The sequence below is a fragment of the Pandoraea sp. XJJ-1 genome (genome assembly GCF_026802345.1).
Lineage (GTDB): Bacteria > Pseudomonadota > Gammaproteobacteria > Burkholderiales > Burkholderiaceae > Pandoraea > Pandoraea cepalis.
The window spans coordinates 2,901,384-2,917,501 of the sequence record NZ_CP113827.1; the positions used below are offsets into that span (position 1 = coordinate 2,901,384).

The window sequence follows — 16,118 nt, forward strand, 5'->3', positions numbered from 1 at the left end:
GGGTCGTTCTGTGTTGCGGCGAGGGAATGCCACAAGCGGACCCTGTCAGTTAATCAACCTTGGGCCGGAACCGACGTTGCGACGCCGGCTTCCCTCCGCCCCCGACATGCGGGGTAGCGCCAAAACGGTTTTGAACACAAAGCGGAACATTTTAGCAAACTATTGCCCCGCCTCCAGACTTTCCGCCCCGATATCAGGGAAATCGGACCATTTTGCCTTCACGTGCCTTCCCGACGCCGCCCGCCCTGCCGGGCATGTCGCAACAGGTCGGTACAGGCCGGCATTACGCTTTAGAGGATCGCGTCCAGAAAAAGATCTTGGGGGAAGCCCACTTACGGCTTAGGATTCATTCGTACGTTTGAATGAAACATCGGTTCCATCCGATGGCGCGGCCTCGCGCCGCATCACACTGGAGGTGCTTCGTGAGCCCACGCCTTTCCGCCGGCCGGCACGTCGGCGACACCAAGCTACGCATCCTCGATGCCGCGGAAGACCTTTTCATCGAATACGGCTACGAAGCGATGTCCTTGCGTCAGATCACGTCGCGAGCCGACGTCAACCTGGCCGCCGTCAACTATCACTTCGGCAGCAAGGAGACCTTGCTCCAGGCCATGTTGGCGCGTCGGCTCGACCGGCTCAACGACGAGCGGCTCGCGCTGCTGACGCGCGCCGAAGCCGAGTGGCCGGCACCGCAGCTCACGTGCGAACACGTGCTGGGGGCAATGTTCATCCCCGCCCTTGCCATCTCGCATCATCGCGATATCGGCGGCCCAGCGTTCCTGCGCCTGCTCGGGCGGGTGTACGCCGATCCGTCGCCGTTCATCCGGGACTATTTGCAGCAGCATTACGCCCCCGTCTTCGAGCGCTTCTTTGACGCCTTCGCCCGCGCGTTGCCTGAGCTGCCGCGTCAGGAACTGGGCTGGCGTCTGCACTTCGCGCTTCAGGCCCTGTCCGGCGTGCTCGCGAGCAGCGACACCGCTCGACTGATCGACACGTTCGCCCAAGGCCAGGCGATGGGCGACCTGCAGGTCGTGGCACGGCTCACGGCCCTCATGGTCGCGGCGCTCAGGGCGCCGATGCCGGGCGAGGAACAACTGGCGAGCTTCGCCGACGTCTTCGCGCTGGCGAAGGCCGCGGGCATTACGCCCCCACGCGACGCCGGACACGTCGCCGCCCCGCCCACGACAACCGCAGAAGCGAATGCCGCGCCTCGGATCCCCGGCGCCGACGACCGCTCGCTCGCCAATGCCTGAATACCGATCACCGACAGCCGGAGAAGGTCCGAGCCAGTCGACGACGATCGAACACGAAGGCCAAACCTGAACAGACGCCCGAACGCCAATCGGGAGGCGAGGCCCAATCGACGCTGAGGCGTCCCCTACCTGTGCTACGGCAACCCCGGCCGGGAGGGTGAACCGAGAGGGAGGACAGCATGATGGCTCTATGGATTCTTGCGTGGGTCGCGGGCGTAAGCGCCCTGCTCTTTTATCGTGCGCACGCCTGGCAGTGGTTGTTGGCGACTGTGGTGTGGGTGGGCGCAGGCGCGGTGAGCGGGCTGACGGGGGCGGTGGCGACCGTCTTGCTCGCCGTCATCTTCGTCTTGCCGGCACTGGTCCTCAGCATTGGCCCGCTGCGGCGCGCTTGGATCACCGCACCGCTGCTCGCCAAATTCCGCACGATCATGCCGGAGATGTCCGAGACGGAGAAAGACGCCATCGAAGCCGGCACCGTCTGGTGGGATGCGGATTTGTTCTCCGGCCGTCCCGACTGGAAAAAATTCATGGCGCTGCCCGCGCCCACCTTGTCCGCCGAAGAGCAGGCCTTCCTGGACACCGAGGTCGAACACCTGTGCGACCTGTCCAACGACTGGGAAAGCACCCAGGTCTGGCAGGACCTGCCGCCAAACGCATGGCAATACGCGAAGGATGCCGGCTTTCTGGGAATGATTATCCCCAAGCGCTACGGTGGCCTCGAATTCTCCGCGTACGCGCACTCTCAAGTGGTGATGAAGCTCGCTTCGCGTTGCTCGGCGGCCGCCGTTTCGGTCATGGTACCGAACTCGCTCGGCCCCGCCGAACTGCTGCTTCACTATGGCACCGAAGCCCAGAAGAACTACTATCTGCCGCGCCTGGCGAAGGGGGACGAAGTCCCTTGCTTCGCACTCACGAGCCCATACGCGGGTTCGGACGCCGCCGCCATCCCCGACGTCGGCATTGTCTGCCGAGGCGTTCACGAGGGCCGCGAAACGCTTGGGTTCCGTGTCACGTGGAGCAAGCGCTACATCACCCTGGGGCCGATCGCGACGGTGCTCGGCCTCGCCTTCCGAGCCCTCGATCCCGACCACCTGCTTGGTGACGACGACGCCCCAGGCATCACCTGCGCACTGATTCCCACGCACCATCCGGGCGTGGTGATCGGGCGTCGCCACTGGCCGCTGAACGCCGTCTTTCAGAACGGCCCGAATGCCGGCAAGGACGTCTTCATTCCGCTCGACTGGGTGATCGGCGGCCAGGCACAGGTCGGCAAAGGCTGGCGCATGTTGATGGAGTGTCTCGCGGCGGGCCGTGCGATTTCGTTGCCCTCCTCGAACGTCGGCTACTCGAAGCTTGCCGTGCGTGCCACGGGGGCTTATGCGGCGGTACGGCGTCAATTCCGCACGCCGATCGGGAAGTTCGAAGGGGTGCAGGAGGCGCTTGCGCGCATGGCCGGCAACCTTTACGCGATGGACGCCGCACGCCGCATGGCAGCGCTCGCCGTCGATCTTGGCGAGAAGCCCTCGGTGATCTCCGCCATTGCGAAATACCACGTGACCGAACGCGCCCGCAAAGTGGTGAACGACGGCATGGATGTCGTCGCGGGCAAAGGCATCTGCATGGGCCCGAACAACTTCCTTGCCCGCGCCTACCAGCAGATCCCGGTATCGATCACAGTGGAGGGCGCCAACATCATGACGCGCTGCCTGATGATCTTCGGTCAGGGCGCGATCCGCTGCCATCCGTACGTGCTCAAGGAGCTGAGCGCCGCGCAAACGGCGGATCGAGCAGCGGCCGTGCGCGCCTTCGACGACGCCCTCTTCGGCCATCTGAGCTTCGTCACGAGCAACATCGTGCGCGGTGCCCTGCACGGCATCACGCATGCGCGCTTCTCCGCCGTGCCGTCGAACGCCGCGCCGGAGTTGCATGGGTACTACCGCGCCGCGAATCGTCTATCGACGCTGCTCGCCATTGCATCCGACGTCTCGATGGCGGTGCTCGGCGGCTCGCTCAAGCGGCGCGAGCGCCTCACGGGCCGGCTCGGCGACATCCTCTCTCAATTGTTCCTGTTGACGGCGACGCTCAAGCGTTACGAAGACGAAGGCCGCCCCACCGCCGATCTGCCACTGGTGCACTGGGCCGCGCAGGACGCGCTCTGGCAGGCACGCGAGGCGTTCGAAGGCGTGCTTGCAAACTATCCGTCGCGCGCCGTCGCCTGGTGGATGCGCTGGAAACTCATGCCGCTCGGCCTGCCCTATGCCAAACCGTCCGATGCGCTGGCCACTCAGGTCGCCGAGTTGATGCAAACGCCGGGCGACGCGCGCGAGCGCCTCATCACCGGCAGCTATTCGCCGCGCCCCGAAATCGACGGTCTGGCTTACGGGGAGATCGTTTTCCAGATGACGCCGCAGGTCACCGCCATCGAGCAGCGTTTGCGCACGGCGGTCAAGGAGGGCCGCCTGCCGACGATGCCCCAAAGCCTGCCCGAATTCTCCGAGTGGGTGGAGCAGGCCGCGCATCTGCATCTCGTGAGCGACGGCGAGCGCCAGGTGCTGGCGCAGTACGCCGACTTTGCGGCGCGGGCCGTGGCCGTCGACGATTTCCCGCCCGACTTCGGTCGCCTTGCCGACATGCAGCACGCCCAGCAACAGGAAGCGGCCGACGAAGCGCTCACGCCGTGAGCTCGCCCGCCTGCCGCTGCCTATCACTCTGAGGATTTCCGCGCCGTGACGACGTCCGACCGATATCTGGCTTTCGCCAACTCCGCCGTGGGCAGCCGCCTGGCCAATGCGCTGGGGCTACCGCGCCCCGTGCCGCTCGAGCGGATGCCGTCGCGCGACGACAGCCGCACCGAGGCAGACACCGATGCGTCGCCACGCGCCATGCCCACACCGCCCGCGGTCGTGGGCGGCGCGGGCGACGCCCCGCTGTTGCCGGACCTCGCACGAGAGCTGCATCGGCTCGGCATGTCTAGCCTTGCGCACGCCGAGCGACTCGACTGGATCCCGCACGCCAACCAGGCGGGTACGATGAGCGGACGCTTCAATCCCAGCGAAGGCGTACGTGCCAAGGCGTTGCTGTTCGATGCGAGCGCCATCGCCAGCACCGACGGGCTCAGCGCGCTCTATACGTTCTTCCATGACACCCTCGCCTGCCTCGACCGATGCGCCCGCGTGCTCGTGCTGGGCGTGCCGCCCGCGCTGGCACCGACACCCCAGGCCAGCGTGGCGCAGCGCGCGCTCGAAGGCTTCGTGCGATCGCTCGCCAAGGAACTCAAGCGCGGGGCCACGGCGCAGTTGCTCTACGTCGCGCCGCACGCTCGGGACGCCCTGCACTCCACGCTGCGCTTCTTTCTCTCGCCGCGCGCCGCCTACGTAAGCGGTCAGGCCATCACCCTGCAAGCGCCGGTATTCACAACGCCGCCGACTCACGACGATCGTCCACTCGCCGGACAGGTCGCCGTTGTGACAGGCGCGGCGCGCGGCATCGGCGAAGCGATCGCCACCGTGCTGGCACACGACGGCGCGCATGTCGTGTGCGTCGACATCGCGCAAGCACAGAGCGCGCTCGAGGCTGTGGCGATGCGTCTCGACGGCAGCGCGCTCACGTGCGACATTGCCGCGCCCGAAGCGGGGGCGACATTGCTCGCGCATCTGGCCACGCATGCGCCACGCGGCCTTGACATCCTCGTGCACAACGCCGGCATCACGCGCGACAAGACGCTCGTGCGCATGAGCGAAGCGCAATGGCAGAGCGTGCTCGACATCAATGTCGGTGCGCCGCAACGCCTCAATCAGGCGCTGCTCGATGCTGGGGTGCTGCGCGCCAACAGCCGGATCGTCGGTGTGGCGTCGATCAGCGGCATTGCGGGAAATCGGGGGCAGACCAACTACGCGGCGTCGAAGGCGGCGGTGATTGGCATGATCGAAGCCTGGTCGCCGGTGCTCGCCGAGCGCCACATCAGCATCAATGCCGTCGCTCCCGGCTTCATTGAGACGCAGATGACTGCCGCTGTGCCGTTCGCCATTCGCGAAGCCGGGCGCCGGATGAACTCCCTCGGCCAGGGCGGCCAGCCGGTCGACGTGGCGCAGGCCATTGCCTGGCTGGCGCACCCCGCATCGGGCGCATTGACCGGACAGGTGGTGCGCGTGTGCGGCCAGAGCCTGCTAGGTGCATGACCATGCCCAACGACCGCCCTCGCGATCCGCTTGGCAAGGCGTTGCCGTCGGACGCCGGGCTCGCCCCGATCGACGTCACACGCCTGCCCTCCCCGCACACGCTGTTTCTGCGGGCACTGCTCTCGTCCCGCAAGCCAGCGAACGCGCAACGGCTCCCACCCTTGGCATTCGCGCGACGCAATGTCACGCTCGACGCCGACGCCATCGCCCGTTACGCGCGCTTGTGCGGCTTCACCGCGGCGCACGGGGTGCCACCCACGTGGCCGCATCTGCTCGCCTTCCCGCTGCATATGTTGCTGATGACCGACCGCGCATTTCCGTTCGCCATGCTCGGCATGGTGCATCTGGATAATCGCATTCGTCAGCACGCTTCGCTCACGCCGGGAGAGCGGCTCGATCTGGATGTCCGGTGCGGCCCGCTGTTCGCCCATGACAAGGGACAGGTCTTTACGGTCCTCACCACGGCGCGACGCGATGGGGTTGTCGTGTGGTCGGGAGAGAGCGGATACCTGCGCACCGGTGTGCCCGACCCGCTCGGCGCACCGTATCGCGCCGCGTTGGGCGCCGACCCATCGCTCGCGAAGACCGCCGCATGGCATGTGCCGGGCGACCTTGGCCGCCAGTACGCGCGGGTGTCCGGCGATTACAACCCGATCCATCTCTGGCCGGTCACGGCCCGGCTGTTCGGCTTTGCGCACCCCATCATTCACGGCATGTGGAGCTTCGCCCGAAGCCTAGCGGCCGTGTTACCGGCCGACGCGCCCTGCCTCGATCTGCTCGTGGAGTTCAAAAGGCCGCTGCCGCTGCCGGGCGATGTCACGCTCTGGCGCGATGCTTGCGGCGGCGCCTTCGAATTGCGCGACGCGGCAGGCACGGTGCCCCATCTGCGCGGACGGTGGCAACACGCGCCGACCGTGTCGTCTTCCCCCCTCGACCCGGACCCTTCATGAGCGCCTTCACGCCTACCGCGCCGCCCCCCGCCTTGCGCCGCGTTGCCATTCTCGGCGGCAACCGCATCCCGTTTGCGCGCGCCAACACGGCATATGCCACGGCGTCAAATCAGGACATGCTCACCGCCGCGATTCAGGGACTCGTCGACCGGTTTGCGCTGCATGATCAGCGCCTGGGGGAAGTCGCCGCGGGGGCCGTGCTCAAACACGCGCGCGATTTCAACCTGACGCGCGAATCCGTCCTGTCGACGACGCTCGCCCCGCAAACGCCCGCCTACGATGTTCAGCAAGCGTGCGGCACGGGCCTCGAGGCCGCCATCCTGACCGGCAACAAAATTGCGCTCGGCCAGATCGACGTGGCGATCGCCGGCGGGGTCGACACCGCCTCGGACGCCCCGATCGCCGTGAACGAGACACTGCGCAGGATTCTGCTGGAGGCCAACCGACAGCGCAGCGCTGGGGGCAAGCTCGGTGCGCTAGCGAAGGCGCGTCCCGGCATGTTGTTCAAGCCGGCGCTACCTCGTAACGGCGAACCACGCACCGGGTTGTCGATGGGTGAGCATTGCGAGCAGATGGCCAAGCGCTGGCAAATCGAGCGCGCCGCACAGGACGAACTCACGCTCGCGAGCCATCAACATCTGACCGCCGCGTATGAACGCGGGTTCTTCCTCGATCTGATGACGCCGTTTCGCGGCCTGCAACGCGACAACAACCTGCGCCCCGACGTCACGCTGGAGACCTTGAACGCCCTCAAGCCGGTGTTCGATCGCAGTGCCGCGGGCACGCTCACGGCGGGCAACTCGACCCCGCTGACGGACGGCGCCTCGTGCGTGCTGCTCGCGAGCGAAGACTGGGCACACGCGCACGACATTCCCGTGCTCGCTTATCTGACGTACTCGCAAACCGCGGCCGTCGACTTCTTTCATCCCGATGAAACCCGGCGCGAAGGACTGCTCATGGCGCCGGCGTACGCCGTGCCACGCATGCTCGCCCAGGCCGGCCTCACGCTGCAGGACTTCGACTTCTACGAAATTCACGAGGCGTTCGCGGCGCAGGTGCTTTGCACATTGAAAGCGTGGGAAGACCCGCAATACTGCCGCGATCGGCTGGGCCTCGCCGCGCCGCTGGGCACCATCGAGCGGCAGCGGCTGAACGTGAATGGCAGTTCGCTTGCCTGCGGGCATCCGTTCGCGGCCACCGGTGCACGCCTGCTTGCCACCCTCGCCAAACAGCTCGCCGAGCGTGGCGGCGGGCGTGGCCTCATCTCGATTTGCGCGGCCGGCGGACAAGGCGTGGTCGCCATGCTGGAACGATAACGCAGACGACGTTACAGGGGCAGTCACAAGCACGGCCCCGCCGCAGCAGGCGAGTCGCCAACAGAGCCACCGCCTGATCTCGGGTGCCCGTGCCAAAAGACCTCAAGGGAGACAACGATGGACTCAGCTGTTCAGCACGAACGCGTGTGGCTAGATGCTTACCCGCCTGGCGTTCCCGCCGACATCGATACGACACGCTACACGTCGCTGGTGCAGGCGTTCGACGAATGGATCGACAAGTACCGCGAACGCATTGCGTTCGTGAGTCTGGGGAGCGAAATCACCTATGGCGAGGTCGCCCGCCAGGCGTATGCCTTTGCCGCGTGGCTGCAAGCCCACGGCGTGCAGAAGGGAGAGCGCGTGGCGCTCATGATGCCCAATTGCTTCCAGTACCCGATCGGCCTGTTCGGCACGCTGATCGCCGGGGCCGTGGTCGTCAACGTCAATCCCCTGTACACCGTTCGCGAACTCAAACATCAATTGCAGGACAGCGGCGCACGTACGATCGTCGCGTTTGAGAACTTCGCGAAAACCGTGCAGGACGCGATCCCTGGCACCGAGGTGCGCCACGTGCTCGTCACGCAGATCGGCGACTTGCTCGGCACCGGCCTGAACGTCAAGGGACGCCTCGTCAACTTCCTCATGCGGCGAATCGCGAAGCAAGTGCCGCCCTACGATCTTCCGCAGGCGATCCCGCTGCGCCGAGCGCTCGCCGAGGGCGCAAAGCACACGCCTGCGCCGGTGCCCCTCGCGCGCGACGACCTCGCCTTCCTTCAATACACGGGGGGCACGACCGGCGTGGCCAAGGGGGCGATGCTGACGCACGGGAACGTGCTGGCCAACCTGTTGCAAACCGAGGCATGGGCCGCCGGCCAGCTCGACGGGGACATCGAGGTGAATCTGTCGCTGCTGCCCATGTATCACATCCTGTCGCTCACGGTGAACTGCCTGGTGTTCATGAGCCTGGGGGGGCGCAACATCCTGATTGCAAATCCGCGCGATGTGAAGAAAGTCGTCTACATCATCCGCAACGAGACATTCACCGGCGTCACGGGCGTGAACACTCTGTTCAACGGTCTGCTCGAGAACCAGGACTTCTGTGCGCGCGACTTCTCCCGGCTGAAGCTCTCGCTTGCCGGTGGCATGGCAACGCAACGTGCCATTGCCGAGCGATGGAAACAGGTCACCGGCAAGCCGATCATCGAGGGCTACGGCCTCACCGAATGCTCGCCCATCGTCACGATGAACCCGGTCGACCTCTCGCATATGGACGAGGTCGATTTCACCGGATCCATCGGTCTGCCCGCCCCGTCGACCGACGTGCGCTTCAAGCGCGATGACGGCACGTGGGCCGATCTCGGCGAGCCGGGGGAGTTATGCGTGCGGGGGCCGCAAGTCATGCGCGGCTATTGGCAGCGCCCGGAAGACACTGCCAACACGTTCGACGCCGACGGCTGGCTGATGACAGGTGACGTCGGCGTGATGGACGCGCGCGGTTACGTACGGCTCATCGACCGCAAGAAGGACATGATTCTCGTGTCGGGTTTCAACGTCTACCCGAACGAAATCGAGGACGTCGTGATGCTTCACCCAGGGGTTCGGGAAGCCGCGGTGGTCGGCGTGCCCGATCCGGTTGCCGGCGAGCGCGTAAAGCTCGTGGTCGTCGCAAAAGACCCCGGGGTGACCACCGAGATTTTGCTCGCCCACTGCCGCGAACACCTGACGGCGTACAAGGTGCCGCGCATCGTCGAATTCCGTGACGGCGAACTGCCCAAGTCGACCGTCGGCAAGATTCTGCGGCGCGAACTGCGCGCGCCGCTCGGTCACGCGTAAGGGAGACGAACAACATGCCCAAGCACCACGCGTTTCACGCCGGCCGCCTCGGCCGCGTCGCACTGGCCATCGCCTTGACACCCACGGTGCTCGTTGCCGGCGCGCTGAGTGCGTCGAATGCCCTCGCCCAGAGCAACGTCTCGTCGGATGCAGGCCTATCGGCCGTCACGTCCTCCGCCCCTGCGGCACCGCCCACGCCCCACGCGACGGCAAACACCGCTGTCGCGGATGCCGAGGTCGCCAAGCTGGCCGCCATGCCTGTCGCCGCGCAAGCCCAATGGCTGTCCCACACGATCAAGTCCGGCGAGTTGGCGAAGCTGAGCGACGACCGGATCGTCGCTCGCATGCAGGCGATCCACGCCGACGCGCTCGTGCGGTTTCTGAAGACGGAGTCGGCCGCGCTGCCCGAATACCAGTACGAGCTAACACGTCATGAACGTATCAATGACCAGTGGCAAACCACGCCCGACCGCATGCTCGTGAAGATTCGCGAGACGCCGTTGCAGATCTATGCGAAATGGCTGCCGGGCGGCGCCCACGCGGGTCAGGAAATCATTTATGACGAGACGAAGAATCTCAAGGAGATGTACGGCCATCTCGGTGGCATTTTCGGCTTCGCATCGATCTGGAGCAGTATCGACGGCCCGCTTGCGCGCTCGCAGTCCAACCACACCGTGCGCGATCTGGGCTTCGCGTTCATTGCCGAGCGAATTGCGCATGACGGCCGCAGCTTCCACGCCGAAGGACTCCCCGCGACGCCCGCAAGAATTTCGGTATCCGAATCGAATGGCATGCGCGTGCTAGCTCTGGAATGGGACGCCCCCGCCGGTCCACCGCAACATTACGCGTACAAGTCGCGCGTGCTGCTCGACCTGACGACCGGTCGTCCGCGCGGTATCGAAGCGTGGAATGCGTCGGGACAGAAGGTCGAGGAAATGCGCTTCGAGAAGGTGCGCAAGGCCTCGTGGACCGACGCAACGTTCGATCCGAAAAATCCCGACTATAAGTTCTGATTGCCCACTTGATGTCGGCGACGACTGGCACCGGTGGATCGCATCGGTGTGACGGTGCGCGACAAATGAACGACGAAAGCCCGCTGCCTCTGAACGGAGGTGGCGGGCTTTCGCCCATGCGCACATCGGATGCCGGCATCCGCGAGGTCGCGAGCTCGCAGCAACGCCGGCCTGCCGGGGCCGATCAGGTCTGCGGCAGTTCGATCTTCACTTCGAGCACTTCCAGGTTGTCCTGGTGCTCAACGCTGACCTTGATGTCGTCTTGTGCGATCTTGACGTACTTGGAGATGACGGCGACCAGCTCACGTTGCAACGCCGGCAGGTAGTCCGCCGGCGGCGACGAGCCCGCGCGTTCGTGCGCCAGAATGATCTGCAGGCGCTCTTTGGCGACGGAAGCGGTCTTTTTCTTCTCCCCCAGGAGGAAAGACAGGAATGACATGGGCACTCCTTACTTCGAGCCGAAAATACGCTGCAACAGTCCCGGCTTTTGATAGTCGGTAAAGCGCATTGGCTTGTCTTCGCCCTTGAAACGGCTCACCACGTCGCGATACGCGTCAGCCACGTCGGTGCCGTCGAGATGAATGGCCGGCGTGCCCTGGTTCGAGGCATGCAGCACAGACTCCGACTCCGGAATCACGCCGATGAGCTTGATTCGCAGGATTTCCTGAATGTCGTCGAGCGACAGCATCTGACCGTCGTTGACCCGCTTCGGGTTGTAACGCGTGATGAGCAGGTGCTCCTTGATCGGCTCGCCGCCTTCGATGGCGCGCTTCGTCTTCGACGAGAGAATGCCCAGAATGCGGTCCGAATCGCGCACCGACGACACTTCGGGGTTCGTCACCACGAGCGCCTCGTCGGCGAAATGCATGGCGAGCAGCGCGCCCGATTCGATACCGGCCGGCGAATCGCACACGATGTATTCGAATCCCATGTCGGCCAGATCCTTGATGACCTTCTCGACGCCGGCTTGCGTGAGGGCGTCCTTGTCGCGCGTCTGCGACGCGGGCAGGATGAACAGGTTCTCGCAGGCCTTGTCCTTGATGAGCGCCTGATTGAGGTTCGCTTCGCCTTGAATCACATTGATCAGGTCGTACACGACGCGGCGCTCGCAACCCATGATGAGGTCGAGATTGCGCAGGCCGACGTCGAAATCGATGACTGCCGTCTTGTGCCCCTGCAAGGCGAGGCCGGCGGAAAAGCTGGCGCTGGTCGTCGTCTTGCCGACGCCACCCTTGCCAGAGGTCACCACAATCACTTTTGCCATCTGTCGATGCCTTCCCAAACTTGAGGATGAATTTAGCTACGAATCATTTGAGCCCGAGGGGCTCGAAAATCAGTTTGTCGTCTACCAGCCGCACCTGCACAGAACGCCCCTGCACATCAGGCGGCAGTGCATGCTCACCGGTCCGGTAGATACCGGCGATGGAAATCAGCTCGGGCTCGAGGCAGGTACAGAAGATGCGAGCATCGAGCTTGCCCTTCACGCCTGCCAGCGCCCGCCCCCGCAGCGGTGCGTAAATGTGGATATTACCTTCCGCGATCACCTCGGCCCCATAACTGACCAAATCGAGGATGATCAGATCGCCCTTCGCGTAGACCTGCTGGCCCGAACGCAACGGCTTGTCAATGATGGTCGAAGGGACGGCAACGGCGTCAGGCACCACCGGTTCCGATACCGCCTGGGCTGGCTCGACCGCCGTCTCGGCTGGCGCCTCGCTCTCCCGGGCCGGACGCGACAGGCGCCGCTCGTGGCTGTCGAGCCGTGGCAGTCCTTCCACCACCGCCCACTCGGCTTGCTCGGCGTTGGCGACCACCCCGATCGGCTTCATGCGGAATTCGGCCAGCATGTCGGCCAACGCGGGCACGGCAACGCGCTCGTCGCCGGTCAGGCGTCGAACGTCGATGGCGACCGTGTCGCCGGCAAAAAACTCCGGGGTCGCTTCGAAACGTTGCGACAGTTCGGTGCGCAGCGTCTCCAGTTGCGGCGTCTTGACCACGAAATGCAGGGTATCGATGGCACCGCTGCGTAACTCGAAGTACGGGGTTTTCTTTTGCGGCATGTCAGGTTGTTGTGCGCGAATTGCTGGCAAATTGGGCCATTCTACCGTCCCTTGACGAGACGCCAACCGCAAATCAACGGGTCGCCTCCGTCATTGACGGGAAAATCACTGTTGTCGCATTGCAGCATTTTGTATCATGAACCAACGGTTCCGACAGTAAGGAACGGGGGCTGCTGACATGCCAGTGACATGAGGAAGGGCTATGCTGGCAGTGGGAAAGTGTCGTAAAAGACGTGCTGCGAAGCAGCATCGAAAGTGCGAATTTTGTCGCGCAAGTGCCATATTCGTGACCTATCCTTAAATTCCCTGACGAGGGACCCCCTGTGGAACCGCAAACCGGGAGACGACGATGCTGAGTCATCATGAATTTGCCACCCTGATGCTGGTCAAGGACGCTCCTGAGCAAGTGGAGCATGATCGCCTGGACCTCGAGTCATTGCTCGAAAGCAAATTGATCGAATGGGAAGAGTTGGCGTCGGGTGAGAAGTCCCCGCGACTGACCGTCCAGGGCAAGTATGTCCTTCAGGCCGTTGCCTGAGCGCCCAGCGTGCTGTTGAGGTGTCCGTAAGATGTAAAAGCCCGCCGGAAGGCGGGCTTTTCATTGGGTGAGGGGATCGCCCCCTCGATACCTGCGCGCTCAACCGTGCCGGACGTCCCGAGAGTGACGCCGCCACGTGTGTCGCGCCGCCGGATGCTCCCGGCACCAATTGCGATCAACGAGCCACGCAACCGCCGCGCCGACGACCAGCACGATGATCAACATGGCAATCAAGCTCCCTGTCAGCATAGCGGCCTCCTAACTTCGACATGGCGGGATGGCACGCTTTCATTCTAGGCAATCCCTATCGAAATAGGTACCCGAAAGTGATCCGGGTATACCGTGTTTGCGCGACATCAAGCGCCTCGACATCATCGCGTTGCTCACCTGCTGCGACGCAACATATCGTTCGCTTTTTAATGGCATTTTTGCCGTCGAGACGCAGGATTCGCATCGTCGAGAGGCTCGCCGTCAGGCGATCGCACCGCCCGCGTCGATCAGCACGGTCGAACCCGTGGCACTCGGCGTGCCCGCCAGATAAAGAATCGTGTTGGCCACGTCCTCCGCAGCGACCACACGGCGCGCGGGCAAGCGCTCCGCCGCGTTGCGATACATCGCCTCGCGATCGGCCTCTGACAGCTTGTCCCATAGCGGCGTGACGGTGAGCCCCGGCGAGACGGTGTTCACACGCACGGGTGACAGTTCCAGTGCCAGCCCTCGCGCCAGCGCCTCGATGGCGGCGTTGATTGCGCCTTGAACGACCGACGACGTGCTCGGGCGCACGCTCAGAAAGCCCGACGTCAGCGTGAGCGAACCGCCGTCTTCAATGCGCGCATAGCGCGCGACGTGGTAACTGCCCCAAAACTTGCTGTCAAAGGCGGCATGCGCGTCGTCCAGCGAGAGCTTGCGCACCTGCCCGGTCGGGGTTTGCGCGGCCGAGACGACCACGTGTTGCCAGGGGGCGTGGTCGGCGAAGCACCGTTCGACGGCAGCCGCGTCTTCCGTGTCCAGTACCAGAGCGCGGGCGGTCGGGCCTAGCGTGGCAAGCGCGTCGTCGAGCTTCGCCTGACTACGCGAGGCAATGGTCACGGCCGCGCCTGCCTTGGCGAACGCCTGGGCGGCGGCACGACCAATGCCGGAGCTGCCGCCGATGACCAACACACGCTGACCTTCGAAATTGAACATGATGAAACTCCTGAAAACGATCGGAACGAGGGCGGAATCGCGCCACCTGCCGGTGGCCGCCGGTGGATTGACCGTCCAGCCCCGGCACGCGATGTCACGGCGCTATTGTGATACTCATCTCATGGAACGATAATCCCGTTGAAAACTGAATGACTATCTGCAATTCATTGAGAATCTGCACAAGATGATCGACCAGACGCTGGATCTCACCGTATTCGACCGTGTCGTTACCACGGGCAGCATGTCGGCCGCCGCGCGGGAGATGGGGCTGTCGCTTGCCGTCGTGAGCAAGCGGCTCGGGCTGCTCGAGCAGCGCCTTGGCGTTCGCCTGCTCAATCGCACCACCCGCAAACAGGCGCTCACCGACGAAGGGCAGGTGTTTCATACGTGCTGCCAGCGAATCCTCGCGGAAATTGCCGAGACCGAGCGGCTGATGACGCGACAGGCGGGCACCGTCGGTGGCGTGCTTCGCATCAGCGCGCCGCGCGCCTTCGGCCGTCGTCATCTGGCGCCGCTGCTGGTCGCGTTTCGCGAACGGCATCCCGCCCTGAAAGTGCATCTCGAACTCAGCGACCTATGGGTCGATCTGGTCGCGCACGGCATCGACGTGGCCATCCGCGTCGGCACCCTGCCCGATTCCAGCCTCGTCGCGCAGGAACTCGCCCCGAACTACCGCGTGCTGGTCGCGTCTCCGACCTATCTGGCGCGGCGTGGCACGCCACATGACGCTGGCGATCTGCAACAGCATGACTGCATTCTGTTCGGCCACGCGCCGCACGGCGACTGGCGATTCGTGTGGCAATCCGAAACGTTGCGCATCCAGGTCCGCGATACCTACGTTGTCGACGATGGGGATACCGCGCACGAATTGGCGCTGCACGGTGCGGGCATCACACAGAAATCCATCTGGGACGTGGGGGACGATATCCAGGCGGGACGTCTTGCGCGCGTATTGCCCTCGCTGCAAATGCCGGCGTCGCCGCTGCATGCCGTGTATCCGCACAGCCGGCATCTCGCACCGCGCACACGCGCCTTCGTTGACTTTCTACGGGACGGGTTGCGCGCCGCATGGCGCTGGCCCCAGCACTAGGGATTCACGCCTTGCGCAGCGTCTGGCGTGTCTCCCCCACGGCGCGCTGCCTCGCGGCTTTCACTTGACGCCGTCGGTGTCGCGTCCGTTGAGCGCGTCACGTCCGGCGGCCAGCAATGCCTCCGAGAGCGCCGGATCTGCGCTGACGACCGCGCGCGACAGCACGAGCGTGCCCACCATTTGCGCGAAGCGCGCCATCGCCGCCCGATTCGCGTGCGCCCGACTCAGGCCTTGCTCGATACCGGCCTGCGTCATTCGCTCGATCATGTCGGCCAGCCCCTTCGCGTACCATGCTTGCGCTTCGTCGCCGATGCGCGGGGCATCCCCCGCAAATCCAGCCATCGGGCAGCCACACGCCACGTCATCGCGGTGCGCCATCGACAGATACCGCTCGACGCGCGCCGTGGGCGACAACACCGCCTCCGCCGCCGCGTCGCCGCCTGCCAGCAACCCGTTGCTCGCCGCCACCGCGCGCGACATCACGGCCGCAACCAGTGCGTCCTTCGACTTGAAGTGGTTGTAGAAGCCCCCCTGCGTGAACCCCGCGGCCTTCATCAGCGCCGTCAGCCCCACGGCGTCAACGCCGTGCTCACGAAACAGCCGTTCCGCCGCCGCGACGATCGCCTCGCGGTTTTCCGCAGCCTGCTCTCTTGAAATTCCCATCCCCCGCTCCTCAGGACTCGCAACGCTCGTCCAGACGCG

At 64.8% G+C, this 16,118-nt stretch carries 14 protein-coding genes; 9 read left to right on the forward strand and 5 right to left on the reverse strand.

All coding sequences use genetic code 11. The features are described from left to right. The first annotated feature begins 383 nt into the window (after positions 1 to 383). The 7 genes from OYT13_RS13165 to OYT13_RS13195 all read left to right on the forward strand — a co-directional run bounded on the left by OYT13_RS13165 (position 384) and on the right by OYT13_RS13195 (position 10,543). On the forward strand, positions 384 to 1,253 hold the full coding sequence (locus OYT13_RS13165; RefSeq protein ID WP_442796492.1) for a TetR/AcrR family transcriptional regulator: 870 nt from the start codon (positions 384 to 386) through the stop codon (positions 1,251 to 1,253). A gap of 182 nt (positions 1,254 to 1,435) precedes the next feature. Continuing rightward, positions 1,436 to 3,934 carry an acyl-CoA dehydrogenase gene (locus OYT13_RS13170; protein ID WP_442796493.1) on the forward strand — a complete coding sequence of 833 codons (2,499 nt, stop codon included), beginning with the start codon at positions 1,436 to 1,438 and terminating at the stop codon, positions 3,932 to 3,934. A gap of 45 nt (positions 3,935 to 3,979) precedes the next feature. Then, positions 3,980 to 5,431: a 3-oxoacyl-ACP reductase gene (locus OYT13_RS13175; RefSeq protein WP_268566359.1), complete on the forward strand. Its 1,452-nt coding sequence runs from the start codon at positions 3,980 to 3,982 to the stop codon at positions 5,429 to 5,431. Between the two features lie 2 nt (positions 5,432 to 5,433). Next, positions 5,434 to 6,381 carry a MaoC/PaaZ C-terminal domain-containing protein gene (locus OYT13_RS13180; protein WP_261938472.1) on the forward strand — a complete coding sequence of 316 codons (948 nt, stop codon included), beginning with the start codon at positions 5,434 to 5,436 and terminating at the stop codon, positions 6,379 to 6,381. Further along, positions 6,378 to 7,697: an acetyl-CoA C-acetyltransferase gene (locus tag OYT13_RS13185; RefSeq protein WP_017234157.1), complete on the forward strand. Its 1,320-nt coding sequence runs from the start codon at positions 6,378 to 6,380 to the stop codon at positions 7,695 to 7,697. Before OYT13_RS13180 ends, OYT13_RS13185 begins: the two co-directional genes overlap by 4 nt. A 117-nt stretch (positions 7,698 to 7,814) precedes the next feature. Continuing rightward, positions 7,815 to 9,530, forward strand: coding sequence for an AMP-binding protein (locus OYT13_RS13190; protein ID WP_150562929.1), 1,716 nt, complete (start codon positions 7,815 to 7,817; stop codon positions 9,528 to 9,530). Positions 9,531 to 9,544: 14 nt separating this feature from the next. After that, positions 9,545 to 10,543, forward strand: a complete 999-nt coding sequence (locus OYT13_RS13195) for a DUF1571 domain-containing protein (protein ID WP_017234159.1) — start codon at positions 9,545 to 9,547, stop codon at positions 10,541 to 10,543. A 184-nt stretch (positions 10,544 to 10,727) separates the two neighbouring features. On the opposite strand, the gene minE is transcribed toward OYT13_RS13195, so the two are convergent. Genes minE through minC form a run of 3 tightly spaced genes read right to left on the reverse strand, consistent with a single transcriptional unit; the run spans position 10,728 to position 12,603 of the window. Continuing rightward, positions 10,728 to 10,982 (reverse strand): cell division topological specificity factor MinE, encoded by a 255-nt coding sequence (gene minE, locus OYT13_RS13200; RefSeq protein WP_017234160.1) that lies wholly within the window; start codon positions 10,980 to 10,982, stop codon positions 10,728 to 10,730. A gap of 9 nt (positions 10,983 to 10,991) precedes the next feature. After that, positions 10,992 to 11,807: a septum site-determining protein MinD gene (minD, locus tag OYT13_RS13205; protein ID WP_017234161.1), complete on the reverse strand. Its 816-nt coding sequence runs from the start codon at positions 11,805 to 11,807 to the stop codon at positions 10,992 to 10,994. 43 nt (positions 11,808 to 11,850) lie between these two features. Continuing rightward, complete coding sequence (gene minC, locus OYT13_RS13210) at positions 11,851 to 12,603, reverse strand: septum site-determining protein MinC (RefSeq protein WP_017234162.1); 753 nt, start codon at positions 12,601 to 12,603, stop codon at positions 11,851 to 11,853. Between the two features lie 349 nt (positions 12,604 to 12,952). Between minC and OYT13_RS13215 the strand changes: the two genes are divergently transcribed. After that, entirely contained in the window at positions 12,953 to 13,141 is a 189-nt protein-coding gene (locus tag OYT13_RS13215; protein WP_017234163.1) for a hypothetical protein, read from the forward strand. A gap of 471 nt (positions 13,142 to 13,612) precedes the next feature. Here the strand turns inward: OYT13_RS13215 and OYT13_RS13220 are convergent, their stop codons facing one another. Next, entirely contained in the window at positions 13,613 to 14,329 is a 717-nt protein-coding gene (locus OYT13_RS13220; RefSeq protein ID WP_174975046.1) for an SDR family oxidoreductase, read from the reverse strand. 181 nt (positions 14,330 to 14,510) lie between these two features. Here OYT13_RS13220 and OYT13_RS13225 point away from each other — a divergent pair, with 181 nt between their 5' ends. Next, positions 14,511 to 15,416 (forward strand): LysR family transcriptional regulator, encoded by a 906-nt coding sequence (locus tag OYT13_RS13225; protein ID WP_017234165.1) that lies wholly within the window; start codon positions 14,511 to 14,513, stop codon positions 15,414 to 15,416. A gap of 60 nt (positions 15,417 to 15,476) precedes the next feature. Here the strand turns inward: OYT13_RS13225 and OYT13_RS13230 are convergent, their stop codons facing one another. Then, positions 15,477 to 16,079, reverse strand: a complete 603-nt coding sequence (locus OYT13_RS13230; RefSeq protein ID WP_017234166.1) for a TetR/AcrR family transcriptional regulator — start codon at positions 16,077 to 16,079, stop codon at positions 15,477 to 15,479. Positions 16,080 to 16,118 lie beyond the last annotated feature (39 nt).

Coding starts and splice junctions, on each gene's coding strand:
- OYT13_RS13225 (WP_017234165.1), top strand. CDS start 14,511: ATGATCGACCAGACGCTGGATCTCACCGTATTCGACCGTGTCGTTACC.
- OYT13_RS13195 (WP_017234159.1), top strand. CDS start 9,545: ATGCCCAAGCACCACGCGTTTCACGCCGGCCGCCTCGGCCGCGTCGCA.
- OYT13_RS13190 (WP_150562929.1), top strand. CDS start 7,815: ATGGACTCAGCTGTTCAGCACGAACGCGTGTGGCTAGATGCTTACCCG.
- OYT13_RS13215 (WP_017234163.1), top strand. CDS start 12,953: ATGCTGAGTCATCATGAATTTGCCACCCTGATGCTGGTCAAGGACGCT.
- OYT13_RS13170 (WP_442796493.1), top strand. CDS start 1,436: ATGGCTCTATGGATTCTTGCGTGGGTCGCGGGCGTAAGCGCCCTGCTC.
- minC (WP_017234162.1), bottom strand. CDS start 12,603: ATGCCGCAAAAGAAAACCCCGTACTTCGAGTTACGCAGCGGTGCCATC.
- OYT13_RS13230 (WP_017234166.1), bottom strand. CDS start 16,079: ATGGGAATTTCAAGAGAGCAGGCTGCGGAAAACCGCGAGGCGATCGTC.
- minD (WP_017234161.1), bottom strand. CDS start 11,807: ATGGCAAAAGTGATTGTGGTGACCTCTGGCAAGGGTGGCGTCGGCAAG.
- OYT13_RS13180 (WP_261938472.1), top strand. CDS start 5,434: ATGCCCAACGACCGCCCTCGCGATCCGCTTGGCAAGGCGTTGCCGTCG.
- OYT13_RS13185 (WP_017234157.1), top strand. CDS start 6,378: ATGAGCGCCTTCACGCCTACCGCGCCGCCCCCCGCCTTGCGCCGCGTT.
- OYT13_RS13165 (WP_442796492.1), top strand. CDS start 384: ATGGCGCGGCCTCGCGCCGCATCACACTGGAGGTGCTTCGTGAGCCCA.
- minE (WP_017234160.1), bottom strand. CDS start 10,982: ATGTCATTCCTGTCTTTCCTCCTGGGGGAGAAGAAAAAGACCGCTTCC.